At 60.6% G+C, this 24,412-nt stretch carries 23 protein-coding genes; 15 read left to right on the top strand and 8 right to left on the bottom strand.

Annotation, left to right across the window (positions count from 1 at the left end; translation table 11 throughout):
* Window positions 1–5: 5 nt before the first annotated feature.
* The 8 genes from BMS17_RS18305 to BMS17_RS18270 all read left to right on the top strand — a co-directional run bounded on the left by BMS17_RS18305 (window position 6) and on the right by BMS17_RS18270 (window position 7,793).
* Window positions 6–731 (top strand): RDD family protein, encoded by a 726-nt coding sequence (locus BMS17_RS18305; RefSeq protein ID WP_077431374.1) that lies wholly within the window; start codon window positions 6–8, stop codon window positions 729–731.
* Window positions 728–1,705 carry a stage II sporulation protein M gene (locus tag BMS17_RS18300; protein ID WP_046033269.1) on the top strand — a complete coding sequence of 326 codons (978 nt, stop codon included), beginning with the start codon at window positions 728–730 and terminating at the stop codon, window positions 1,703–1,705. Before BMS17_RS18305 ends, BMS17_RS18300 begins: the two co-directional genes overlap by 4 nt.
* Complete coding sequence (locus BMS17_RS18295) at window positions 1,692–3,236, top strand: DUF4129 domain-containing protein (RefSeq protein ID WP_077431373.1); 1,545 nt, start codon at window positions 1,692–1,694, stop codon at window positions 3,234–3,236. Before BMS17_RS18300 ends, BMS17_RS18295 begins: the two co-directional genes overlap by 14 nt.
* Entirely contained in the window at window positions 3,233–4,396 is a 1,164-nt protein-coding gene (locus tag BMS17_RS18290) for a DUF4350 domain-containing protein (RefSeq protein WP_077431372.1), read from the top strand. Before BMS17_RS18295 ends, BMS17_RS18290 begins: the two co-directional genes overlap by 4 nt.
* Complete coding sequence (locus tag BMS17_RS18285; protein WP_046033266.1) at window positions 4,393–5,394, top strand: MoxR family ATPase; 1,002 nt, start codon at window positions 4,393–4,395, stop codon at window positions 5,392–5,394. Before BMS17_RS18290 ends, BMS17_RS18285 begins: the two co-directional genes overlap by 4 nt.
* Window positions 5,391–6,722, top strand: a complete 1,332-nt coding sequence (locus tag BMS17_RS18280) for a DUF58 domain-containing protein (RefSeq protein WP_077431371.1) — start codon at window positions 5,391–5,393, stop codon at window positions 6,720–6,722. The genes BMS17_RS18285 and BMS17_RS18280 overlap by 4 nt, the downstream gene beginning before the upstream one ends.
* 141 nt (window positions 6,723–6,863) lie before the next feature.
* Window positions 6,864–7,112, top strand: a complete 249-nt coding sequence (locus BMS17_RS18275; RefSeq protein ID WP_046033264.1) for a hypothetical protein — start codon at window positions 6,864–6,866, stop codon at window positions 7,110–7,112.
* A gap of 306 nt (window positions 7,113–7,418) precedes the next feature.
* Window positions 7,419–7,793, top strand: coding sequence for a DUF6124 family protein (locus BMS17_RS18270; protein WP_046033263.1), 375 nt, complete (start codon window positions 7,419–7,421; stop codon window positions 7,791–7,793).
* A gap of 63 nt (window positions 7,794–7,856) precedes the next feature.
* On the opposite strand, the gene BMS17_RS18265 is transcribed toward BMS17_RS18270, so the two are convergent.
* Window positions 7,857–8,216, bottom strand: a complete 360-nt coding sequence (locus BMS17_RS18265; RefSeq protein WP_046033262.1) for a PilZ domain-containing protein — start codon at window positions 8,214–8,216, stop codon at window positions 7,857–7,859.
* 241 nt (window positions 8,217–8,457) lie between these two features.
* On the bottom strand, window positions 8,458–8,829 hold the full coding sequence (locus BMS17_RS18260) for a tol-pal system YbgF family protein (protein ID WP_046033261.1): 372 nt from the start codon (window positions 8,827–8,829) through the stop codon (window positions 8,458–8,460).
* Between the two features lie 189 nt (window positions 8,830–9,018).
* Here BMS17_RS18260 and pyk point away from each other — a divergent pair, with 189 nt between their 5' ends.
* A complete protein-coding gene (gene pyk, locus BMS17_RS18255; RefSeq protein WP_027922904.1) occupies window positions 9,019–10,470 on the top strand; it encodes a pyruvate kinase in 1,452 nt (483 codons plus the stop codon).
* A 209-nt stretch (window positions 10,471–10,679) separates the two neighbouring features.
* Here the strand turns inward: pyk and BMS17_RS18250 are convergent, their stop codons facing one another.
* From BMS17_RS18250 to BMS17_RS18240, 3 genes are read right to left on the bottom strand one after another with little or no spacing between them, the layout of a single operon-like run.
* A complete protein-coding gene (locus tag BMS17_RS18250) occupies window positions 10,680–11,429 on the bottom strand; it encodes an enoyl-CoA hydratase-related protein (protein ID WP_046033260.1) in 750 nt (249 codons plus the stop codon).
* A gap of 29 nt (window positions 11,430–11,458) precedes the next feature.
* Entirely contained in the window at window positions 11,459–12,394 is a 936-nt protein-coding gene (locus BMS17_RS18245; protein WP_077431370.1) for an iron-sulfur-binding ferredoxin reductase, read from the bottom strand.
* Complete coding sequence (locus BMS17_RS18240) at window positions 12,387–13,493, bottom strand: GGDEF domain-containing protein (RefSeq protein WP_077432196.1); 1,107 nt, start codon at window positions 13,491–13,493, stop codon at window positions 12,387–12,389. The genes BMS17_RS18245 and BMS17_RS18240 overlap by 8 nt, the downstream gene beginning before the upstream one ends.
* A 480-nt stretch (window positions 13,494–13,973) precedes the next feature.
* Here BMS17_RS18240 and BMS17_RS18235 point away from each other — a divergent pair, with 480 nt between their 5' ends.
* The 5 genes from BMS17_RS18235 to BMS17_RS18210 all read left to right on the top strand — a co-directional run bounded on the left by BMS17_RS18235 (window position 13,974) and on the right by BMS17_RS18210 (window position 21,322).
* Window positions 13,974–15,497, top strand: coding sequence for a fumarate hydratase (locus tag BMS17_RS18235; protein WP_077431369.1), 1,524 nt, complete (start codon window positions 13,974–13,976; stop codon window positions 15,495–15,497).
* Window positions 15,498–15,730: 233 nt separating this feature from the next.
* Entirely contained in the window at window positions 15,731–17,497 is a 1,767-nt protein-coding gene (locus BMS17_RS18230; RefSeq protein ID WP_077432195.1) for an ATP-binding protein, read from the top strand.
* Complete coding sequence (locus tag BMS17_RS18225) at window positions 17,491–18,816, top strand: sigma-54 dependent transcriptional regulator (RefSeq protein ID WP_046033258.1); 1,326 nt, start codon at window positions 17,491–17,493, stop codon at window positions 18,814–18,816. The genes BMS17_RS18230 and BMS17_RS18225 overlap by 7 nt, the downstream gene beginning before the upstream one ends.
* Before the next feature lie 310 nt (window positions 18,817–19,126).
* Window positions 19,127–20,446 (top strand): MFS transporter, encoded by a 1,320-nt coding sequence (locus tag BMS17_RS18220; protein WP_046033257.1) that lies wholly within the window; start codon window positions 19,127–19,129, stop codon window positions 20,444–20,446.
* Between the two features lie 240 nt (window positions 20,447–20,686).
* Window positions 20,687–21,322 carry a flavin reductase family protein gene (locus tag BMS17_RS18210; RefSeq protein ID WP_046033256.1) on the top strand — a complete coding sequence of 212 codons (636 nt, stop codon included), beginning with the start codon at window positions 20,687–20,689 and terminating at the stop codon, window positions 21,320–21,322.
* Between the two features lies 1 nt (window position 21,323).
* Here BMS17_RS18210 and BMS17_RS18205 read toward each other — a convergent pair whose 3' ends face one another.
* Together BMS17_RS18205 and BMS17_RS18200 are read right to left on the bottom strand one after the other, a co-directional pair.
* Window positions 21,324–21,554, bottom strand: a complete 231-nt coding sequence (locus BMS17_RS18205; protein ID WP_046033255.1) for a hypothetical protein — start codon at window positions 21,552–21,554, stop codon at window positions 21,324–21,326.
* A 41-nt stretch (window positions 21,555–21,595) separates the two neighbouring features.
* The gene (locus BMS17_RS18200) at window positions 21,596–21,949 is read right to left on the bottom strand and encodes an antibiotic biosynthesis monooxygenase family protein (RefSeq protein ID WP_046033254.1); all 354 of its coding nucleotides are present in this window, start codon (window positions 21,947–21,949) and stop codon (window positions 21,596–21,598) included.
* Between the two features lie 338 nt (window positions 21,950–22,287).
* Here BMS17_RS18200 and BMS17_RS18195 point away from each other — a divergent pair, with 338 nt between their 5' ends.
* Window positions 22,288–23,217 carry an AraC family transcriptional regulator gene (locus BMS17_RS18195; RefSeq protein WP_077431367.1) on the top strand — a complete coding sequence of 310 codons (930 nt, stop codon included), beginning with the start codon at window positions 22,288–22,290 and terminating at the stop codon, window positions 23,215–23,217.
* A 131-nt stretch (window positions 23,218–23,348) separates the two neighbouring features.
* Here the strand turns inward: BMS17_RS18195 and BMS17_RS18190 are convergent, their stop codons facing one another.
* A complete protein-coding gene (locus tag BMS17_RS18190) occupies window positions 23,349–24,404 on the bottom strand; it encodes an ABC transporter ATP-binding protein (RefSeq protein ID WP_077431366.1) in 1,056 nt (351 codons plus the stop codon).
* Window positions 24,405–24,412 lie beyond the last annotated feature (8 nt).

The following is a 24,412-nucleotide window of genomic DNA, read 5'->3' as shown; positions in this document are numbered from 1 at the left end:
TGCCCATGCTCGAGACCACAGCACTGCCAAGGAAAGCGACGCTGTCCCCGCAACTGGATACCCGGTATCAAGTCGAAACGCCCGAAGGCATCGACTTGCCACTGCGCCCGGCCGGGCTGATGGTTCGTGCGCTGGCCTTCACCATCGACCTCGGATTGCGCGGGTTGATCCTCGGTCTGTTGTTCATCGTATTGGCGTTTCTCGGAAAGCTGGGCGCCGGCCTGGGTTCAATCCTGCTGTTCGGTGTGAGCTGGTGGTACATGGTGCTGTTCGAAGTGCTCAATCAGGGGCGCTCACCCGGCAAACAATGGATGGGCTTGCGCGTGGTGCAGGATGACGGCACGCCTATCGGCTGGTCTGCTTCGCTGCTGCGTAACCTGCTGCGATTCGTCGACCTGTTGCCGTTCGGCTACTTCCTCGGCGCCGTCAGTTGCCTGCAACACCCGACCTTCAAACGCCTCGGCGACCTGGCTGCCGGCACGTTGGTCATCTACCGCGAACAACCGTTGCCCCCACCGCAACTCCCCGACGCCCAACCCCGGCGCCCGGCGTTTCCCCTGTCGCTGACCGAACAGCGCGCCATCCTCGGGTTTGCCGAGCGTCAGGGCGAACTCTCCGAGGCGCGGGTCAACGAACTCGCCGCGATCCTTGCCCAGCCGCTGCAGGTACCCGCACCCAAGGCAGTGGACGAACTGAACGGCATTGCCCGCGGCTTGTTGGGGCCGACATGAAGCAAAGCCTTTTCGAAAGTCGCCACAAGGCTGAGTGGGAACAGTTTTCGCTGATGCTCGAAAGGCTGGAGCGAGGCAAGGAAGCGGCACGATTCACCAGTTTTCCTGGTGATTATCGAAGGCTCTGCCAACATTTGGCGCTGGCTCAGGAACGCGGCTACAGCAGCTTCCTGATTGACTCGTTGCAGCAACTCGCCCTGCGTGGCCATCAACAGCTGTATCGGCATCGCAGTCGGCTGGGGGCGAGTGTGTTGGCGTTTATCCTGGCCGGTTTCCCTCGACTCGTGCGTGAGCAATGGCGTTTTGTGCTCGCCGCCGCCCTGTTGTTCTTTGGCAGCCTGATCGGTTTCGCGTTGCTGGTTTATCTGTTTCCAGACCTCATCTACAACCTGATTCCGGCCGAGCAGGTCAGCGAAATGCAGAGCATGTACGACCCCGTCGCCGGCCACTTGGGTCGCACGGCGGAACGCGCGGCGAGTGAAGACTGGGTAATGTTCGGTTACTACATCATGCACAACATCGGCATCGCCTTTCAGACCTTTGCCAGCGGTTTGCTGTTGGGTGTGGGCAGTGCATTTTTCCTGCTGTTCAACGGTTTGATGATCGGGGCGGTGGCCGGGCATCTGACGCACATCGGTTATGGGCAAACGTTCTGGACATTCGTGATCGGCCACGGCGCCTTTGAGTTGAGTGCCATTGCGCTCGCGGGGGCCGCCGGCCTGCAACTGGGTTGGGCGCTGATCGCACCCGGGCGCCTGCCCCGCGCCGAAGCCTTGCGATTAGCTGCGCGCAAAAGCGTGCTACTGATTTGCGGGGTAATGCTGTTTCTGCTGATTGCCGCATTTATCGAGGCTTACTGGTCATCGATGACCGCGCCCCAGGCCACTACCAAGTACCTGGTCGGTGCGGTGCTTTGGCTGTTGGTGGCAACGTATCTGTTGTTTGCCGGACGGAGTCGCCATGCGCCTGAGTGACGCCACGGTCGTCATCCGTCCCCGTTCCACTTGGGAAGCCATGGATCTTGGTGTGCTGCTGAGTCAGCGCCACCGCCGCCTGTTGATGACCAGTTGGGCCATCGTGACCTTGCCGGTCTTCGCCCTGCTGAGCGTGGTGCTGTGGGACTCCCCTACCCTCGCGGTGTTTATTTTCTGGTGGCTCAAACCCGCGTTCGAACGCCTGCCGTTGTACATCCTGTCCAAATCAATGTTCGGTGAAACGCCCACATTGAAACAGGCCCTGCGCCAATGGCCGCGCCTGCTCAAGCCACAATTGCTGGCCAGCCTGACCTGGCGTCGCTTGAGCCTGAGCCGCAGTTTTGTGATGCCGGTGGTGCAACTCGAAGGCCTGGGTGGACATGAACGCCAACAGCGTTTGCACGTGCTGCTGCAACGCAACGCGGGCGCCGCGCAATGGCTGACGATCATCGGCATGCACCTGGAAACCGCCTTGTGGATTGGCTTGATGGTGCTGTTCTACCTGCTCCTGCCGCCGCAGGTCCAGATCGACTGGAGCTGGCAGACGTTGATTTCGGCCGGCGTGCAAGACTGGCGTTGGCTGGAACACCTGACCAACGCTTTTTACGCAGTGGTGCTGGTCATCTGGGAGCCAATCTATGTGGCGTGTGGGTTCAGCCTTTATCTGAACCGGCGCACAGTGTTGGAGGCTTGGGATATCGAACTGGTGTTCCGCCGATTGCGCCAACGCCTCAACAGCACCATCGTTCCCTTGCTGCTGGCCGCCATTCTGATCATCCCCACCGTGCAAACGGTCTGGGCTGCCGAGCCGCTCATCTCACCGGACAGCCCGCGTCTGCTGGATCAACCGCTAACCAGTCAAGCGTCGAAGGACAGCATCAAAACCCTTCTCGAGCAGCCGCCATTCAAGAACAAGGAATCGGTCACCCGCTATCGATTCGGCGAGGACAAATCGGCGGACACAACCTCGGGGGACAGCAAAACACCCCAATGGCTGGAGGCGTTATTGAAGCTGCTCGATAACCAACGCTTCGGGTTTCTGGCCAACTTGATCGAAGTATTGCTGTGGGGCGCAGTGATCGGGGGCATCGGGTTACTGATCTGGCGTTACCGCGAATGGTTGCAGGCGTTCGTCAGCCGCCGACCGGCCTTGACCATCAACATCGCACGGTCTGTGCCGCAACAGGCGTTTGGCCTGGACTTCAAGCGCGAAAGCCTGCCCGCCGACATCGCCACCGCCGCCGAAAATCTCTGGCAGTCCAACCCTCGTGAAGCCTTGGGCTTGCTGTATCGCGCCCTGCTCAGCCATTTGCTGCACGACCACCACATTGCGCTAAAACCGGCCGACACCGAAGGCGAAGTGCTCCAACGCGTCGAGCAACTGCAACAGCCGGCGCTTTTGACCTTCAGTAAAAACCTGACCCGGCACTGGCAGAACATGGCCTACGGGCATCGCCTGCCTGCGGCGCATTTGCAACAGGAACTTTGTGACGGCTGGCGCACATTGTTCGGCCCGGGAGCGGCGCGTTGAATCGGCACCGCGGGCTGGCGATCGGGCTGATCGTCGCGGTGCTCGTGGCCGCGCTGAGTATTTATCTGTACCTGAAGGCCACGCCCTATCAGACCGAAATCGATCACGGCCCATCGCCAGAAGCCCAAGCCAATCCTTACCTGGCCGCCGAATACTTTCTAGGCAAACAGGGCCTGAACGTCAGCCATGCCAACAGCCTCGATATCCTGCCGAGTATCGATCCTCATCAACACAGCCTGTTGCTGCTCGGGGACCGGTCGAAGATGACCCCGCGCCAGGTTGATCAGGTGATGAACTGGACTCGGGCGGGCGGGCGCTTGCTGTTTGTCGCCCAATCCTTGTGGGATGAAAAACTGGGCCAGAGCAATGACCTGTTGCTCGACCGCGTGCAATTGCACCAGTCGCTGAGCAAAGACCTGAAAGACCCGCCACCCAATGTTTTCGAAGACTCCTTTCCCAAGCTGACCAAACTCTATCTGGAAGACGAGGACGCACCGGCCTACGCCAGTTTCGATACCGCGTTCCATCTCGACGACCCGAAAAACCTCGCGCAATCCTGGGCCAACAGTGGCAAAGGCACGCACATGATGCAGCTGAGCCACGGGCTCGGCTCAATCATCGTGGTCACCGATGCCGACCTGTGGAAAACCCCCGCCATCGATCAATACGACAACGCCTGGCTGCTTTGGTACCTGACCGCAGACACGAACGTGACCCTGATGTTCAACACCGTTCACGACAGCCTGCTGACCTTGCTGGTGCGCTATTTCCCCCAAGCGCTGGCGGCCCTGATCGCCTTGATTGCACTTGTCTGCTGGCACGTCGGTGTGCGCAATGGTCCGTTGCTGGAACCTGCGCCCAAAGCGCGTCGTCAGCTTCAGGAACACCTGCGCGCCAGTGCCGATTTCATGTTGCGTCGCAACGGTCAACATCACCTGCTGCAAGCGTTGCAGCAAGACATCTTGCGGCGTGTCCGGCGTCGTCATCCAGGCTTTGAACAACTCGTCATTGCCGAGCAATGGCTGGTGCTCGCACGCCTGACCGGCCAACCCACGCGCGCGATCAGTCAGGCCATGAGCCCGCGACCGAAGCAGCGGTTGTCCAGCGTGCAATTCAGCCGCCAGGTCGCCCACCTGCAAACCTTGAGGAACGCCTTATGAGTGAACAGATCGAGCCCGGCAGCGCGACCCACGCTGCCCAGCAACGCCAACGCGCCAGTCAGTTGGCTCAGGCCGTGAGAACCGAACTGCAGAAAGCCGTGATTGGTCAGGACACGGTCATCGACGACGTGCTGACGGCATTGATCGCTGGCGGCCATGTGCTGCTCGAAGGCGTGCCGGGGCTGGGCAAGACCTTGCTGGTGCGCGCCCTCGCCCGCTGCTTCGGCGGCGAATTTGCGCGCATCCAGTTCACCCCGGACCTGATGCCCAGCGATGTCACCGGGCACGCGGTCTACGACCTGACCACCGAACAATTCAAACTGCGCAAAGGGCCGCTGTTCACCAACCTGCTGCTGGCCGACGAGATCAACCGCGCCCCGGCGAAAACCCAGGCCGCATTGCTCGAAGCCATGCAAGAACGCCAGGTCACCCTCGAAGGCCGCGCCCTGCCCATCGTGCAACCGTTCATGGTGCTCGCCACGCAAAACCCTATCGAGCAGGAAGGTACTTACCCACTGCCCGAAGCCGAGCTCGACCGCTTCATGCTCAAAGTGCGCATGGACTACCCCGATGCCGAGCAAGAGCTGAACATGGTGCGCCTGGTCAGCCGCTCGACCCGCGCCGACATGCTCGATGTGCAGCCACTGCGCACCCTGTTGCAAGCCAAGGACGTATCAGCCTTGCAGCGCATCGCCAGCGATTTGCCGCTGGACGATCAGGTGCTCGATTACGCCGTGCGCCTGGCCCGTGCCACCCGCACCTGGCCCGGCTTGACCCTCGGCGCCGGGCCTCGGGCGTCCATCGCACTGGTGCGTTGCGCACGGGCTCGTGCGTTGCTGCGCGGCGGTGAGTTCGTGATTCCGGATGACATCAAAGGCTGCGCCCTGGCGGTGCTGCGTCATCGCGTCCGGATCGCACCGGAGCTCGACATCGAGGGGCTGGACGTCGATCAAGTGCTCAAGCAATTGCTCGATCAAGTACCGGCACCGCGCCTGTGAAACCCTCGCGCCTGCTGCTGATCTGGCTCGCGATCCTGCTGGCCATCGGCATCGTGCTGGGCGCATTGCGGGCACTGGACTTCGCCGTCCCGTCAACCCTGTTGTCGATCAACTGGGGGCTGCTGCTAGCCCTGTTGGCGCTGGCTGTGCTCGACGCCATTCGCCTCAAACGCCTGCCCTCGCCGCGCGTGCACCGACACATGCCCGGCAGTCTTGCATTGGGTCGGTGGAGTGAAGTGCGACTGGACATTGAACATGCGTTTGCTCAACCGCTGAACGTGCAGCTTTTCGACCATGTGCCGCCGGGACTGAGTTTCGAAAACCTCCCCCTGTCCATCGAACTGCAACCCGGGCTACAGAGCCAGATTGGCTATCGATTGCGTCCGCTCAAGCGCGGCCACTTCAGCTTCGAACACTGCGAAATCAGCTTGCCGAGCCCCTTGGGCTTATGGTCCGACAAGCGTCTGCTGAACGTGATCGACAACACCCGCGTCTACCCCGACTTCGCTCGCCTCTACGGCGGCGAACTGTTGGCGGTGGACAACTGGATCAGCCAGCTCGGCGTACGGCAGCGCCAGCGTCGCGGGCTGGGCCTTGAGTTCCATCAATTGAGGGAATTCCGCGAAGGCGACAGCCTGCGCCAGATCGACTGGAAAGCCACCGCCCGCCAGCGCACGCCCATCGCCCGTGAGTATCAGGACGAGCGCGATCAACAGATCATTTTCATGCTCGATTGTGGCCGCCGAATGCGCAGCCAGGACGGCGAGCTCGCGCATTTCGATCACGCGCTGAATGCCTGCCTGTTGCTCAGTTACATCGCCCTGCGCCAAGGCGATGCGGTGGGCCTGAGCACATTCGCCAGCGATCATCCCCGCTACCTCGCCCCGGTCAAAGGCACTGGTCAACTGAACGTGTTGCTCAACAGCGTCTACGACCTCGACAGCACCCAACGCCCCGCCGATTACCAGGCCGCCGCCACCCAGTTGCTGGCCCGCCAGAAACGTCGGGCGCTGGTGGTGCTGGTCACCAACCTGCGCGATGAAGACGACGAAGAACTGCTGACCGCCGTCAAACGTTTGAGCAAGCAACATCGGGTGCTGGTGGCGAGTTTGCGCGAAGACTTGCTCGACAATTTGCGGCACGCACCCGTGCAAACCTTGCCGGAGGCGTTGGCTTATTGCGGAACGGTGGATTACTTGAATGCGCGGGCGGAGCTCCATGAGCGGTTGAGTGCTCATGGAGTGCCGGTGGTGGATGCGCGGCCCGTGGAGTTGGGTGCAAAATTGGTGACTCGATATTTGGAATGGAAAAAAGCCGGAACAATTTAATGGTAAGTCGCAATCAATTGGTTAGGTCTTGAGACGCAAAAAAATATGCTGAACGAGCATTAATCACTAGTACTTATTTGATAGTACTCGCAAAAAACACTCTGACTTACAACCTCATCGTTTAGTCAAAAGGAATTGTTCATGGACGAGAAAATTCTACTCACTTCAGTGTTAACGAAACTCTACGAGAACCAACTGGCGCTAGGCGCAGCAGTAGAAGAGCTATCAAACTGGGTGGAACGACACGGTGCTACCGAAGTGGCGGGTAACATCCGAGGTGCGCTGGATACGCTTGATCGAAACCAAGACTTTATATCTTTGGCGCTTCTGTCTATCTCCACAGATTTCAACGAACCAAAAGAGCCAAAAAGTCCGGATCCTGACGTCTAGCTGATCTTCAATTTCATGCAGCTTCTCCTCAATTACTTTCCCATGCTCTTCATCGTGCAGTAGCTAGGGGAAGCTGCTCTGCCATGTCGCGAAAAGCGCTCCTAGCATCTAACTCACTTTTTGCCCCCGTCGCTTGGCTCTCACATAGCCGCGCAAACGACTACAGAATGAAGCGCCACTGCCTACAGATCTCATCGACCCTGTCTGATTGTGACGTTACCTCTCCCAACATAAGGTTCTCCTATCGGCAGTTACCACCCTTTCATCTCATTCCGAAATGGTGAAGCCCCAACAAGGAGATAACCAATGCCCCCCCAACCCGAGCTACCCGAAACGAATCTTCGTTCCCCCTACAGCTACCTCGACCCGAGAAAACTCCACGAGGCGGCTAAAAAGGCGCTCGACCATTATCTCGAACCCGACATCACCTCCCTCCGCTCATCCCGAGACCGCGCCATGAAAATGTTCACTGTTGCCCCTGATGCCAATCCCGAAGCCCTGACCATCCAGACCTACGAAACCTTTTCATCGGTCAACATTCTGCTGCTCGACCTAGCCGAAAGCCTAGATGACAAGCCGCGGCACCTGGCGATGTTGATTTATCAGTTGAGTGAGTTGGGATTGATGCTGGTGGAGCGGTCGCTGGATAACGAACAGGCGATTAAACGACCTGAGCTTTGAGTTTGAGATGCCTTAACTGACGCCATCGCGGGCTTGTCCGCGATGGCGAAAGCGCCGCTAACTTCAGGCCGACGCCGGCAACGGCTGAAAACTGAAGTATTGCTGTAACGCACTCACCAGTTGCCCATACTCCGGCGGTGCCCGTTGCAGGCTGAAACCGGCGTCATAGTGGTGAGGGGTCGCGTCTTCGTGGCACCACAGGCAACACGCCCGAAAATCGATGACTTGCAGGCAACCGTTGCAACCGGGGATTTTCAGGCGTAAATCGAAATCGGCGCCAATCATCATCGGCAACTGGCTGATCAGCATCAGTCCGTCGGCAGAGACATTGCCCAGAAACCCGATGGGTTTGTCAGTGACGCTGTTGAACACCTTCAGGAAATACGGCAGTTGATGCCGCTCGATACGGCGGTTGGTAAACATGCGTAATTCGCCCAGCAAGGCCCTTAAGCAGAGCCGCACTACTGCTTCGGAACGAGCCTGCGTGACTTGTTTAGAGGTAGGCGCGCTCTCCCCGCTTCCGGTGCGACAGTCCACACAATGCTGACGCTCACTGCTGCCGGTCACAGGCATGACCTCGGTTCAGAGGCAAGGGCTCTGAAACCGATCTATTGGACTATAGCTCACCGCCACCGGTGAGCCAGCCGTTGCATGACAACTGCAATCAGTAAGTCGGGCGCGGGGCCGCTGCGCTGCGGATCGGGTAATGGCCCGTGCTCTGCAGGGTTTCCAGACGGGCGCGGGCGCGGTAGGCGTATTCGCTTTGCGGGTAGGTCGCGATGATGAACTCGTAAGTCTGAGCCGCATCGACGAACAGCATTTGCCGTTCCAGGCACTGGCCACGCATCATCGAGACTTCCGGCCACACATAAGGCCGCACGCGACTGGAGCGCTCGACTTTCGACAACTCGAGCATCACCTGCTCGCAATTGCCACGGTCATAGGCGCTGTAGGCGAGATTCAAATGATGGTTCATGGACCAACGGGCGCAGCCCGTCACACTGAGGGCAAGGACGGCAATGAGCGCAAATCGCATGGGGGGTTCTCCTGTCTTGAGCCCTGTATCGACCCGTTGAGTAAAAACTTCAGGCTGCCTGCACCAAAAGCATTCGCCTGGAGATAAAAGCGACGAACAAGATCTTTATAAAAAGTAGTGCAAACGAACAATGACTACACCCCTAGAGCATAGTAGCCTCACTCAGCGCTTGAACTCAGGAGTCTTTGCATGTCCGTCCGTCGTACCAAAATCGTCGCTACCCTTGGCCCGGCCAGTAACTCGCCGGAAGTTCTCGAACAGCTGATTCTGGCTGGCCTGGACGTCGCCCGCCTGAACTTCTCCCACGGCACCCCCGACGAGCACAAGGCTCGCGCGAAGCTGGTGCGTGACCTCGCCGCCAAGCACGGCCGCTTCGTGGCCCTGCTGGGTGATCTGCAAGGCCCGAAAATCCGTATCGCCAAATTCGCCAACAAGAAGATCGAGCTGAAGATCGGTGATCAGTTCACCTTCTCCACCAGCCATCCTCTGACCGAAGGCAACCAGCAAGTGGTCGGCATCGACTACCCGGACCTGGTCAAAGACTGCGGCGTGGGCGACGAGCTGCTGCTCGACGACGGCCGCGTGGTAATGCGCGTCGATACCGCCACCGCCACCGAACTGAACTGCACCGTGCTGATCGGCGGCCCGCTGTCCGACCATAAAGGCATCAACCGTCGCGGTGGTGGCCTGACGGCTCCGGCCCTGACCGAGAAAGACAAGGCCGACATCAAGCTCGCCGCCGAGATGGAAGTCGATTACCTCGCCGTGTCCTTCCCGCGTGACGCTGCCGACATGGAATACGCCCGTCAACTGCGTGACGAGGCCGGCGGTACTGCCTGGCTGGTGGCGAAGATCGAACGCGCCGAAGCCGTGGCCGACGACGAAACCCTCGACGCGCTGATCCAGGCGTCCGACGCCGTGATGGTTGCCCGTGGTGACCTGGGTGTGGAAATCGGCGACGCCGAGTTGGTGGGCATTCAGAAGAAAATCATTCTGCACGCACGCCGCCACAACAAGGCTGTGATCGTGGCGACCCAGATGATGGAGTCGATGATCCAGAACCCGATGCCGACTCGCGCCGAAGTGTCCGACGTGGCCAACGCCGTGCTCGACTACACCGACGCCGTGATGCTCTCGGCTGAAAGTGCTGCTGGCTTGTATCCGCTGGAAGCTGTGCAGGCCATGGCGCGCATCTGCGTCGGCGCTGAAAAGCACCCGACCAGCAAGACCTCCAGCCACCGTATCGGCAAGGTCTTCGAAAGCTGCGACCAGAGCATCGCGTTGGCGGCCATGTACACCGCCAACCACTTCCCGGGCGTGAAGGCGATCATCGCCCTGACCGAAAGTGGCTACACGCCGTTGATCATGTCGCGCATCCGTTCTTCGGTGCCGATCTACGCGTTCTCTCCGCACCGCGAAACCCAGGCCCGCGCGGCCATGTTCCGTGGCGTCTACACCGTACCGTTCGACCCGGCATCGCTGCCGCCTGAGCAAGTCAGCCAGGCCGCGATCGACGAGTTGCTCAAGCGCGGCGTTGTGGAGAAAGGCGACTGGGTCATCCTGACCAAGGGCGACAGCTACCACACCATCGGCGGCACCAACGGCATGAAGATCCTGCACGTTGGCGACCCGATGGTCTGAGTACCGGACCGCTGAAAAACAAAAGCCCCACCATGTGAATGGCGGGGCTTTTTGCTTTCTGGTCCAACAGCTGTGTTGTCTGATCGGGCCTCATCGCGGGCAAGCCCGGCTCCCACAGGGTTTTGTGTAGAACTCAGACTCGAGAACGACACCGGTCACTGTGGGAGCCGGGCTTGCCCGCGATGAGGCCCGCCCAATCACTGCAAGATTTAGTGTTTGCGGATAAACCCGGTCAACGCCGCCAACGCTTCCGGCGAGCGCAACCGCTGGGTAAACAACGCGCCCTCTTCCTCGATCACCTTGCGAATCAATTCCCGGTCCGGCGCTTTCATCAATTGCTTGCTGATGCGCACCGCTTCCGGTGGCAGCGATTCGAACCGCAGCGCCATTTCCCGCGCCTTGGCCAATGTTTCTTCGCCACTGCCCAACGCCTCGGTGGCAATGCCCCACCCCGCCGCCTGCTCACCGCTGAAACCTTCACCCAGCAACAGCAACTGCGCCGCTTTGGCATGCCCGAGCAGTCGCGGCAGGATCAGGCTGGAGCCGAACTCCGGGCATAAGCCGAGATTAACGAACGGCATGCGCAGGCGAGCATCACGGCTGACATACACCAGATCGCAATGCAGCAACATCGTCGTGCCAATCCCCACCGCCGCACCCGCCACGGCAGCGACCACCGGTTTACGGCATTCGAGCAGGTTGAGCATGAAATGAAACACCGGGCTGTCGAGGTTGCCCGGTGGTTGCTGGATGAAGTCGGCGATGTCGTTGCCGGCGGTGAAGCACTCGGCGCTGCCGGTGATCAGCACCGCATTGATTTCGGGATCGGTATCAGCCTGCTTCAGCGCTTCAGACAAGTGGCTGTACATGGCGCGGGTCAGGGCGTTTTTCTTTTCGGGGCGATTCAGGCGCAGTGTCAGCACACCGCGTTCGCGTTCAATCTGGATGGTATCGGTCATGGTGGGACTCGCGTCTGATCAATCAGCGCTCAACCACGCGGCAGGAACACATCGGCCAGCAGTTGATTGCGCGGCAATCCCGCGAGGTAAAGGCGCCGGGAAAAGGCGTCGACACTGTCGGGGGCTCCGCAGACTAAGGCCAGGGTTTGTCGGGAGACAAGCCGCAGTTGCGCCAATGCCTGCGGCAACTCGGCCGGGGTCCAGAACTCGACCGTCAGGTTATCGCGACCGTCAGCCATGGCTTGCAGCGGTTTGGCCAGGTAATGCTCGTCGGCGTCATGGGCCAGGTGAATGAGGCGAATGGCGCCGTGATGATCCTGACGCAACGCTTCGCGCAAGACCCCGAACAACGGGCCAAGACCGGTGCCGGCGGCCAGCAGCCACAGCGGTCGGGTGTGCCAGTCCGGGTCGTAATGCAACGCCCCGCCGCGCAGTTCGCCGAGGCGCAGGGTGTCACCGATGCTCAACTGACGGGCCGCGTCGCTGAATTGCCCCGGTTGACGGCAATCGAGGTGAAACTCCAGAAAGCGGTCGTCTTGCGGCAAGCTCGCCAGTGAATAAGGACGTGCCACGTTGCCCGCCCACAGCACCAGATGTTGCCCGGCGTTGTAGCGCAACGGCCGTTGCGGTATCAGGCGCAGGCGCAACACGCTGGCGCTCAGCCAATCGATGGCGGCGACCTCGGCCGGGCGACCGTCCACTTGCGGGTCGAAGGCATGCACCTGCAAATCCTCGACCACCTGGCACTGGCACGCCAGACGCCAGCCTTGCTGACGCTGATCTGCGCTCAGGGCATCCGGGCGGTTGTCACTCGGCAGGCCTTGTACACATTGCACCAGGCACGCATGGCAACTGCCGGCGCGGCAACTGTAGGGCACCGCTACACCATTTTGATTCAGGGCATCGAGCAGGTTGCTGCCCGTTGCCACTGAAAAATGCCGCTCGCCGACCCGCAACTCAGGCATCGACGTTCTCCCAGGCCGCCGCGCAGCGATTGCGACCGTCACGCTTGGCGCGGTAAAGCGCCTGATCGGCTCGCTGCAAGGCGTCGTCGAGATCGTCGCCAACGGCCAGCAGGGTCATGCCCGCCGAAAGGCTCAGGCTGTTCACGTTGAGGCCGATCAGTTCGACATCGGTGAAGGCGATGCGCAGCCGCTCACAGCAGGCGGTCAGGCGTTCGGCATCGCAATCGGGCACCAGCACCACGAATTCCTCACCGCCATAACGCGCCAACACATCGCCGTCGCGCAGGCACGCCGTCGCCACGCCAGCGAAGGCTTGCAAGACCTGGTCGCCCGCCGCATGGCCGTGCACATCGTTGATACGTTTGAAGTGATCGAGGTCGATCAGCGCCAGGCCATGCATCACACCGGCGTCCATCACCTTCAGTTCGCGGGAGGCCAGGCGCAGGAAATGGCGGCGGTTGAACAGCCCGGTGAGTTCGTCGGTGGCCACCAGGTCTTCGAGCTGGCGCATCATCCCGCGCAGGGTGTCCTGATGCGCTTGCAGGGCGAAGCGCCGCTGACGCATGCGTTGGCGCGACGCCTGAACGTAATGGGCGTAGAGCACCAGCCAGATCAGCACAATCAGCAATACGCACACTTGCAACCCGGCCAGCGCCGGGTCGGGCAGCTGAAAGTGGTAGCCCTCCCACAGCGTGATCGCGCAGAAACTGAAAAACACCAGCAGCGCACACCGCACGAGCGCCCGACGCGACAGGTGGAACAGTCCGAACAGCAGGATCAGCACGTAGAACACCAGAAACGCGCCGCGTGCCTCATCCAGATTGGCGATCAGCCAGGTTTGCCAACCCAGCCCCATCAACACTTGCGCTTCGGTCAGGCTGGGGTCGGAAAAGCGCAGGTTGCAGCCGCTGTAGAACACCGCGAACAACGCCACCTGGCTGATGACCACCAGCGCCGTGCCGACGGCCACGCTGGCCATGGGTTCGTCGTAGTGCCCGGTGAAAAACGCCAGCCACAGCAGCATCAAGGCCAAGGCGTAAGTGCAGGCTGCGAGGGCAAAGCGTTTGAGTAAAAGCCGTTGAATTGCGTTATGGGTCAATCGTTGACTCACCATGCGAAGGAATGCTGATCGAGTGTCCTACTCTACAGGCCGAGTGCCACTTTAGTGGCGAGCCAGACAAATAACCATACTATTTTCGGGGCAAAAAACTGGCGTCAAAAGCATGTCCCTCATTCACCCATCCCCATACCCTGTAGCAGCTGGCGAAGCCTGCGTCCGGCGGCGAAGCCGTCGTGAATCCATGCACCCCGGTGTGTCAGGCAAATCACCGATTCAGGTTTTACGACGGCTTCGCCGCCGGACGCAGGCTTCGCCAGCGGCTACAGGGGTCGTGAAGTTATGCGACCAACGATTGACTGTCGGCGGGTGTGCCCGGAACCGAGGCGCGGTATACTGCCGCGCCTTTTTAGCGTCGCGCCAGCAGCCCCGGCGTGCCTTGAAAGGTGCTTGCAACCGACCGATGCACCCAAGCTGCAAGCACCTTATTGAATGTTCCCGTCTTTTAGAGGAGCGCGACTCATGACCGTGATCAAGCAAGACGACCTGATTCAGAGCGTTGCTGACGCCCTGCAATTCATTTCTTACTACCACCCCGTTGACTTCATCCAGGCGATGCACGAGGCCTACCTGCGCGAAGAATCGCCAGCGGCCCGCGATTCGATCGCGCAAATCCTGATCAACTCGCGCATGTGTGCCACCGGCCACCGCCCGATCTGCCAGGACACCGGCATCGTCACCGTGTTTGTCCGCGTGGGCATGGACGTGCGTTGGGATGGCGCCACCATGGGCCTGGACGACATGATCAACGAAGGCGTGCGCCGGGCTTACAACCTGCCGGAAAACGTCCTGCGTGCCTCGATCCTCGCCGACCCGGCGGGCGCTCGTAAAAACACCAAGGACAACACCCCGGCCGTGATCCACTACTCCATCGTCCCGGGCAATACCGTGGAAGTGGACGTGGCGGCCAAGGGCGGCGGTTCCGAGAACAAGTCGAAAATGGCCATGCTCAACCCGTCCGACTCGATCGTCGACTGGGTTCTGAAGACCGTTCCGGAAATGGGCGCCGGCTGGTGCCCACCTGGCATGCTCGGCATCGGCATCGGCGGCACCGCCGAGAAAGCTGCGGTCATGGCCAAGGAAGTGTTGATGGAGTCCATCGACATCCACGAGCTCAAGGCTCGCGGCCCGCAGAACCGCATTGAAGAAATGCGCCTGGAGCTGTTCGAGAAGGTCAACCAACTGGGCATCGGCGCCCAGGGCCTGGGTGGCCTGACCACCGTGCTCGATGTGAAGATCATGGATTACCCGACTCACGCCGCTTCGTTGCCGGTGTGCATGATCCCGAACTGCGCCGCCACCCGTCACGCCCACTTCGTGCTCGACGGTTCCGGCCCGGCCTCGCTGGAAGCGCCACCGCTGGACGCCTACCCGGAAATCGTCTGGGAAGCCGGCCCGTCGGCCCGTCGCGTCAACCTCGACACCCTGACCCCGGAAGAAGTGCAGAGCTGGAAGCCGGGCGAGACCGTCCTGCTCAACGGCAAGATGCTCACCGGTCGCGACGCGGCGCACAAGCGCATGGTCGAGATGCTGAACAAGGGTGAAACCTTGCCGGTGGACCTCAAGGGTCGCTTCATCTATTACGTCGGCCCGGTTGATCCGGTGCGCGAAGAAGTGGTTGGCCCTGCCGGTCCGACCACCGCAACGCGGATGGACAAGTTCACCCGTCAGATCCTCGAGCAAACCGGCCTGTTGGGCATGATCGGCAAATCCGAGCGCGGCCCTACCGCGATCGAAGCGATCAAGGACCACAAGGCTGTTTACCTGATGGCAGTCGGCGGCGCGGCTTACCTGGTGGCGCAAGCCATCAAGAAATCCCGCGTCGTGGCATTCGCCGAACTGGGGATGGAAGCCATCTACGAGTTCGACGTGAAAGACATGCCAGTGACTGTTGCGGTTGATAGCAAAGGCGAGTCGGTTCACATCACCGGTCCTGCCATCTGGCAGAAAAAGATCAGTGAAAGCCTGGCGGTAGAAGTGCAGTAAGCGCTACAAGGCACCAATACGGCCGGGGCGTCTTTCAGATGACCCGGCCGTTTTTTTTGCCACGTTTTAAATTTCATAGCGCGTTCAGTAAACCTGTCGAATAAATCGGCATAGTCACAAAACACTTCATCGAACAATGAGCAGCATAAAAGGCAATACGCCGTCACACGGCTCATGATTTCAAGCGCTCCATGGTATGGTGCGCGCCCGTATTGCTGACTGTTTCCAACACCATGCTTGCGACTTCACGCGCGTTACGCCTGACGCTGTACACATTGCTGATCATCGCCGGCGCCGCGTTGGCCGCCAGCTTCGCCATGCGCCACGCCGAACGTCAGGCCTTGGTCGAGGACGCCTCCCGCGCCAATCAGCAATTGGCGCTCTACGCCAATTCCCTGCACACCCTGATCGATCGCTACCGCGCCCTGCCCGCTGTGCTCGCGCTGGACCCGGAACTGCGCGCAGCCCTCAATGGCACGGTAATGCCTGAGCAACAGGACGCGCTGAATCGCAAGCTGGAAAAAATCAACGGCGCCGCGCAATCCTCGACCCTCGAACTGCTCGACCGCACCGGCCTCGCCGTGGCGGCCAGTAACTGGCGTTTACCCAGTAGCTATGTCGGCCACAACTACGGCTTTCGCCCTTACTTCAGCGAGACTCGCACCCAAGGCACCGGGCGCTTCTACGCCGTGGGCGTGACCAGCGGCATTCCGGGGTACTTCCTGTCCAGCGCAGTGACCGACGACAACGGCGAGTTCCTCGGGGCGATGGTGGTCAAGCTCGAGTTTCCGGAACTGGAACGCGAATGGCGTCAGGGCAGCGACACGCTGCTGGTCAGCGATGCACGCGGGATCATCTTCATCGCCAACCAGCCGGGCTGGCGCTATCGCTTGTTGAACCCCCTGAGCGACAGCGATCACGCCGAACTCAAGGCCACCCGCCAGTACGACAAACAACCGCTCACGCCGCTCGAATTCCAATCGGTGGAGCGTTTCGACGACAACAGTGAGCTGAGGCAAGTGGCGGGGCCTGACGGGGCGGCGAAGTATCTGTGGGAATCGCTGCCGTTGACCGCCGAAGGCTGGACGCTGCACTTGCTGCGCCGCCCGCAAGTCGCGTTCGAAGACAGCCGCAACGCCGCGCTCGCCGCCGCCGGACTGTGGCTGGCGCTGGTGTTTCTGTTGCTGTTCCTCAATCAGCGTTGGCGCCTGGCCAGACTGCGCCAGCGCAGCCGCGAAGAACTTGAACGATTGGTCGAGGAACGTACCCGCGATTTGCGCACGGCGCAGGACGGTTTGGTGCAGTCGGCCAAACTCGCGGCGCTGGGGCAGATGTCGGCGGCGCTGGCCCATGAAATCAATCAACCGCTGACGGCCCAGCGCATGCAACTGGCGACCTTGCGCCTGCTGCTCGATCACGGTCGGGTCGACGACGCTTACAAGGCACTCAAACCGGTGGACGACATGCTCACGCGCATGGCGGCCCTCACCGGCCACCTGAAAACCTTCGCCCGCAAAAGCCCCAGTGGCCTGCGCGAACGCCTGGACCTGGCCGCGGTGGTCGACCAATCCCTGCAATTGCTCGACGCACGCCTGCGTGATGAACAAATCAGCACGGTGCTGCACCTGACGCGTCCGGCGTGGGTGCGCGGCGATGCGATTCGTCTGGAACAGGTGCTGATCAATCTACTGCGCAACGCCCTCGACGCCATGCACGACAAACCCTGCAAGCGCCTGGAAATCCGCCTCGAAGCCGACGAGCAACTGTGGCGCCTGACCGTCAGCGACAACGGTGGCGGCATCGCCGAAGAACATCTGGGCAACGTGTTCGATCCTTTCTTCACCACCAAACCGGTGGGCGATGGCCTGGGCCTGGGCCTGGCGGTATCGTTTGCCATCGCTCACGAAGCGGGCGGACGCCTGAGTGCCGACAATCACGCCAACGGCGCGGTGTTCACCCTGTCCCTGCCCATTGACCTGGAGGCCCACAGCCCATGCTGAATTCAGTCATGGTGGTCGACGACGAAAGCAGTATTCGCAGTGCCGTCGAACAATGGCTGAGCCTGTCGGGCTTTGAGGTGCAATTGTTCAGCCGCGCCGATGAATGCCTGGCGCAACTGCCCACTCACTTTCCCGGCGTGATCCTCAGCGATGTGCGCATGCCCGGCATGACCGGGCTGGAACTGCTGGCCGAGGTTCAACGGCGCGATGCCGACCTGCCGGTGATTCTGCTGACCGGTCACGGCGATGTGCCGATGGCGGTCGAGGCGATGCGCGATGGCGCGTATGACTTTCTGGAAAAACCCTTCAGCCCGGAAACGCTGCTGAGCAGTTTGCGCCGCGCGCTGGACAAGCGGCGGCTGGTGCTGGAGAACCGCGCCCTGCACGAACAGGCCGACAACCGCGCCAAACTCGACGCGACGCTACTCGGTGTGTCCCGTGGCTTGCAAACCTTGCGCCGCCAGGTGCTGGACCTGGCGGCATTGCCGGTCAATGTGCTGATCCGCGGCGAAACCGGCAGCGGCAAGGAGCTGGTTGCCCGCTGCCTGCACGACTTCGGACCGCGGGCCGACAAGCCGTTTGTGGCGCTCAACTGCGCGGCGATTCCCGAGCAATTGTTCGAGGCCGAGTTGTTCGGCCACGAAAGCGGCGCGTTCACCGGGGCGCAGGGTAAACGCATCGGCAAGCTTGAATACGCGGATGGCGGCACGCTGTTTCTCGATGAGATCGAAAGCATGCCGCTGGCCCAGCAAGTGAAATTGCTGCGGGTGCTGCAGGAGCAGAAGCTTGAGCGCCTGGGGTCCAACCAGAGCATTCGCGTGGATTTGCGAATCATCGCCGCGACCAAGCCAGACCTGCTCGATGAAGCGCGGGCCGGGCGTTTTCGCGAGGACCTGGCCTATCGACTGAACGTTGCCGAGTTGCGACTGCCACCGTTGCGCGAGCGCCGCGAAGACATTCCGTTGTTGTTCGAGTCGTTTGCGCAGAATGCCGCCGAGCGTCTGGGGCGGACGTTCCCACCGTTGACTGGCCCGCAGTTGAGCCATCTGCTGAGCCACGACTGGCCGGGCAATGTGCGCGAACTGGCGAACGTCGCTGAACGGCAAGTGCTGGGGCTGGGCGAACCGGAACCGGTGGGCATCGACCCTGGCCAGTCACTGGCGGCGCAGCAGGAAGCGTTTGAAGCGCAATGCCTGCGCTCGGCGTTGACCCGGCACAAGGGCGATGTGAAAGCGGTGCTTGAAGAACTTCAACTGCCGCGCCGGACCTTCAATGAAAAGATGCAGCGGCATGGACTGACGCGCGAGATGTTCCTGTAGCGCCTGAACGGGCCTCTTCGCGGGCAAGCCCGCTCCCACAGGGTTCAGTGTCGTACACAAAATCTTCGTTCAACTCGGTCACTGTGGGAGCGGGCTTGCCCGCGAAGGGGCCAGCGCTGACAACGCAAACCCACAAGCCGGATAAGCAATTTTCCGCTCACGCCTAATCCAACATAAGCGGATTTCCGCTCACCAGTTCCCCGCAACCCCTCTAAACCAGCCCTCCTTGATCTGGCACACCTCCTGCTATAGCCCTCGCAGGCTGCGTTTCAACGCGCTCCACAAAAACAATTAAACGAAGGATCCTTCAATGGATAACTCCAATACCCTGCCCCTTGGGTCGGCTGCCGTGCCGGCTAAAGAAAGAACCACCGCCAGTCGCATCAAATCGATTTTCAGCGGCTCGGTCGGCAACATGGTCGAGTGGTACGACTGGTATGTCTACGCCGCCTTCTCCCTGTACTTCGCCAAAGCCTTTTTCCCCAAAGGCGACACCACCGCCCAACTGCTGAACACCGCCGCGATTTTCGCCGTGGGCTTCCTGATGCGCCCGATTGGTGGCTGGATGATGGGCCTCTATGCCGACAAAGTCGGGCGCAAAAAAGCGCTGATGGCCTCGGTGTACCTGATGTGCTTCGGCTCGCTGCTGATCGCCCTGAGTCCTGGGTATGAAACCATCGGCATCGGCGCACCGATCCTGCTGGTGTTCGCGCGCCTGCTGCAAGGTTTGTCGGTTGGTGGCGAGTACGGCACCTCGGCGACCTATCTCAGCGAGATGGCCACCAAGGAGCGTCGCGGCTTCTACTCCAGCTTCCAGTACGTGACGCTGATCTCCGGCCAGCTCATAGCCTTGGCCGTGCTGATCGTGTTGCAACAAGTGCTGACCACCGAGCAGTTGTACGACTGGGGCTGGCGCATCCCGTTCGCCATCGGCGCGCTGTGTGCCGTGGTCGCGCTCTACCTGCGTCGCGGCATGGAAGAAACCGAGTCGTTCACCAAAAAAGAGAAGTCCAAGGAAAGCGCCATGCGCACCTTGCTTCGTCACCCGAAAGAACTGATGACCGTGGTCGGCCTGACCATGGGCGGTACGCTGGCGTTCTACACCTACACCACGTACATGCAGAAATACCTGGTGAACACCGTCGGCATGAGCATCTCCGACTCCACCACGATTTCCGCCGCCACATTGTTCCTGTTCATGTGCCTGCAACCGATCATCGGCGGGCTGTCGGATAAAGTCGGTCGTCGCCCGATCCTGATTGCCTTCGGCATTCTGGGCACGCTGTTCACCGTGCCGATCCTGACCACCCTGCACACCGTTCAATCCTGGTGGGGCGCGTTCTTCCTGATCATGGCGGCGCTGATCATCGTCAGCGGCTACACCTCGATCAACGCCGTGGTCAAAGCCGAACTGTTCCCGACCGAGATTCGTGCGCTGGGCGTAGGCTTGCCGTATGCCCTGACCGTGTCGATCTTCGGCGGCACCGCTGAATACATCGCACTGTGGTTCAAGAGCATTGGCATGGAAACCGGTTACTACTGGTATGTCACCGCGTGCATCGCGGTGTCGTTGCTGGTGTATGTGACCATGAAAGACACCCGCAAGCATTCGCGGATCGAGACTGACTGATACCGTCAGCGCTGAACAAAAGGGGCAGACCTGCGAGGGTCTGCCCCTTTTTACTGAATAGACCTACAACCTGTGGGAGCGGGCTTGCTCGCGAAGGCCGCTTCACATTCAGCAAATTGGCTGACTGATCCACCGCTTTCGCGAGCAAGCCCGCTCCCACATTTGGATCGTGTTGCTGGAAATAACGCGTTCGTCCTTGCACTATGGCCCGATCCCGAATGAAGCCCCAGGAACCCTTTCATGGCTGACGACATCGACATCCATTTCTACGAACCAGCCAACGGCCACGGCCTGCCCCACGACCCGTTCAACGCCATCGTCGGCCCGCGCCCTATCGGCTGGATTTCCTCGCAGGATGCCAACGGCCGCCTGAACCTGGCGCCGTACAGCTTCTTCAATGCCTTTAACTACATTCCGCCGATCATTGGATTTTCCAGCGTCGGGCGCAAAGACAGCCTGAACAACATCGAGCAGACCGGCGAATTCGCCTGGAACCTGGCCACCCGCCCGCTGGCCGAGCAAATGAATCAGAGCTGCGCCATGGTCAGCCCCGAGGTCAATGAGTTCGAACTGTCGGGGCTCACGCCCCTCGCCTCGAAAATCATCCAGGTGCCACGGGTGGCCGAAAGCCCGGTGTCCTTCGAGTGCAAGGTCACGCAGATCATTCAGTTGCAACGCGCCGACGGAAACGTGGTGCCGAGTTGGCTGATTCTCGGCGAAGTGGTCGCCGTGCATATCGCCAAGTGGCTGTTGAAGGACGGGGTATACGACACCGCCGCGGCAGAACCGATTCTGCGCGGCGGTGGGCCAGCGGACTATTTTCAGCTGGGACCGGAGGCGTTGTTCAAGATGTATCGCCCGGGGGCAAACCGGTAAATCACCAAAGCAGGTCGGTGTTTTCCTTGACGTCTTTGAGGCGGGTCAGCTCTTTGGCTGCTGCTTCATCGGCCTCATGGGCGGTCTTGAAGACCTGGCCTTCGAGGACTTTGTGAAAACGCGGTGCGCCCGCGCCACCCAGGGCTTTGACGGCGATGGCGGCGTGGTAACCCCCTTCACCCGGTACTACTGCGGAAACGGCTTCGAAGTGTTCAAAGGCTTTACGTGCCATGTCGCGGATCCTGGCTGATTGAGAATGCGCTCATTAAACCCTCAACCCGCCATTTTGTGTACCCACGACCCGGACTGGCCCAGGGCCTGAGCGGCGGAGACCTCCTTGAAGGTATGAAAGTCCAGGCTGTTGACCACCAGTTCCTGCACCAGCTCGGCGAACACTTCCATCGCCGGCGTGCTGAAATAAGCGGTCATGGCTTGCTGATGGGCCCAAAAACCGGAAACCAGCCACAACTCGGGATCGCATTGTGAATGCTGCAGGGAAAAACTCAGGCAACCCGGCGCGCTGCGCGATGGCTCGATCAACGCGCTCAGGCGCACACCGAGCTCCGCCGAGCGCCCGGCGCGGGCACGCACAAAAGCCATGTGACTGACGGGGATCTGCGTAGACATGTTCAACCCTCCCAGGTACTCGAGTGGCAGCCGTGGGACGGGCTGCGACAGGATCAAAGGTTAATCGCGCACAATCCAGCGCGGTTAGTCGATTTCTGCCGGCTTATTGCACAATCCTGCGCGGTGTTCCAAAACGGCCGTAGCGGCCTGTCTATACGTTCCACGCCAATGAAACACGGGTTTCAAGCAAGTTTCCCCGGCGATACGCAGACATAGACGCACCGTTAACCCACGCCGCGCAGAATCAGGCAAGGTTGAGGCAGGATGTGTCTACCGCTTTGTCTTGCACAAATTTAAGCTCGGCTCATTACCTACCCCCCTCAGCGAGGATGCCCGGCATGTCGTCGTTCGATCACGTTCAAGTTCCGCTGGATGCCGACATGGAGAAACAGCGCGAAGAACTGGCCGCTATCATTCGCCGCAATACGTCGGACGATGGCACCTATGCGACGGCCGTCGGTTCGCTGTTCATGTCACGCCACAGCCAGTCCCACGAGTTTTCCCCGGTGCTCGCGCAACCGGCGCTGTGCATCATGGCGCAGGGGCGCAAAGAGGTCCGGCTGGCCGACGAGCACTTCAACTACGACCCGCTGAATTACCTGGTGGTGTCGGTCTCGATGCCGCTGAGCGGGCGGGTGGTGGACATCTCGCCCGAGACGCCGATCCTTGCCGTGCGCCTGGACATCGACCCGGCAGAAATCACTGCGTTGATCGCCGACGCTGGCCCCTTGGGCGTTCCGACCCGCCCTACCGGTCGAGGCCTGTATGTCGAACGCATCGACACCGCGATGCTCGACGCAGTGCTGCGCCTGGCGCGGTTGCTGGACACGCCGAAAGACATCGCCATGCTCGCGCCGCTGATTCGTCGGGAGATTCTTTATCGGTTGTTGCGCAGTCCGCAGGGGCATCGGCTGTATGAAATCGCCATCGCCAACAGCCAGAGCCATCGCATCAGTCAGGCGATCAAGTGGCTCAACGGCAACTATGAGCAGCCGCTGCGTATCGATGATCTGGCCAAGGAAGTGAATTTGAGCGTGTCGACGCTGCATCACCGGTTCAAGGCGATGACGGCGATGAGCCCGTTGCAGTATCAGAAGCAACTGCGGTTACAGGAAGCGCGGCGGTTGATGCTGGCCGAAGGACTGGAGGCTTCGGCGGCGGGGTATCGGGTGGGGTATGAAAGCCCCTCGCAGTTCAGCCGCGAATACAGTCGGTTGTTTGGGGCGCCGCCATTGCGGGATTTGGCGCGGTTGCGGTTGAGTGTCTGATCCAGAAATTGTTGCGTGGCTGATGGCCTCATCGCGGGCAAGCCCGCTCCCACAGGGATCACGGTGTACACAAAACCTGTGGGAGCGGGCTTGCCCGCGATGAGGCCAGTTCAGGCAATAAAAATTTGGGATCAGGCGCCGAGTACGCGGCAAGCCTCAGCCGGCAACGTCACCGACACCGGGTTGCCAATGCTCAACCCAAACCCCTGGCACGGCGTGCTCAGCGCGGTAAACGTCACCCCGGAACACTCCACGGTGGTTTCAATCGTCGCGCCGATATCACGCACGAACGTCACCGTGCCCATCAAACGATTCCCCGCCGTTGCCTGCGGGTGCGACAGTTGCAGGTCTTCCGGGCGAATCAGCATCTTCACTTTCTCGCCGACGACGATGCTGCTGCAGATCGGCACTTGCAGTGCATCGCCACCTGGCAAACTGACTTTGCCGTTGCCCAGCGCCGTGGCCGGGAAGATGTTGCCGGAACCGATAAAGTCCGCGACAAATTCGTTGGCCGGGTGGCGGTAGATTTCAATCGGCGTACCCACTTGTTGCACGCGATGCTCACCCAACACCACGACGATATCGGCCATGGTCATTGCCTCACGCTGATCGTGGGTCACCATGATCGTGGTGATGTTCAGGCGTTGTTGCAGCTGACGGATTTCCACCTGCATCGACTCGCGCAGCTTGGCGTCCAGCGCCGACAGCGGCTCATCCAGCAGCAGGATTTTCGGGTGGTTGGCAATCGCCCGGGCAATCGCCACGCGCTGACGCTGACCACCGGAGAGTTTTGCCACCGGGCGATCAATCATTTCCTGCAGCTGAATCAGCTCCAGCAATTCCACCACCCGCGCCTGCTGATCAGCCTTGCTGACGCCACGCAGTTTCAGTGGATAGGCGATGTTCTCCCCCACGGTCATGTGCGGGAACAAGGCCAGTGATTGAAACACCATGCCGAAGTTGCGCTGGTGCGCAGGCGTGTTGCCGATGTCGTCACCGTCCAGGCGAATCTCGCCGCCGGTCAGGGTTTCAAGGCCGGCAATCATGCGCAGCAACGTGGTTTTGCCACACCCCGAAGGGCCGAGGAAACACACCAGTTTGCCTTCCGGCAAATGCAGGTTTACATCCTTTACCGCGCAAGCCGAGCCGTAGTGTTTCTCGACGTTTTCCAGAATCAGACCAGACATGTGAATTA

It is taken from the genome of Pseudomonas sp. C9 (assembly GCF_002000165.1).
Classification (GTDB): Bacteria; Pseudomonadota; Gammaproteobacteria; order Pseudomonadales; family Pseudomonadaceae; genus Aquipseudomonas.
Note: the sequence above shows the minus strand (reverse complement) of the source record. Positions and strands in the feature narration are given on the sequence as shown.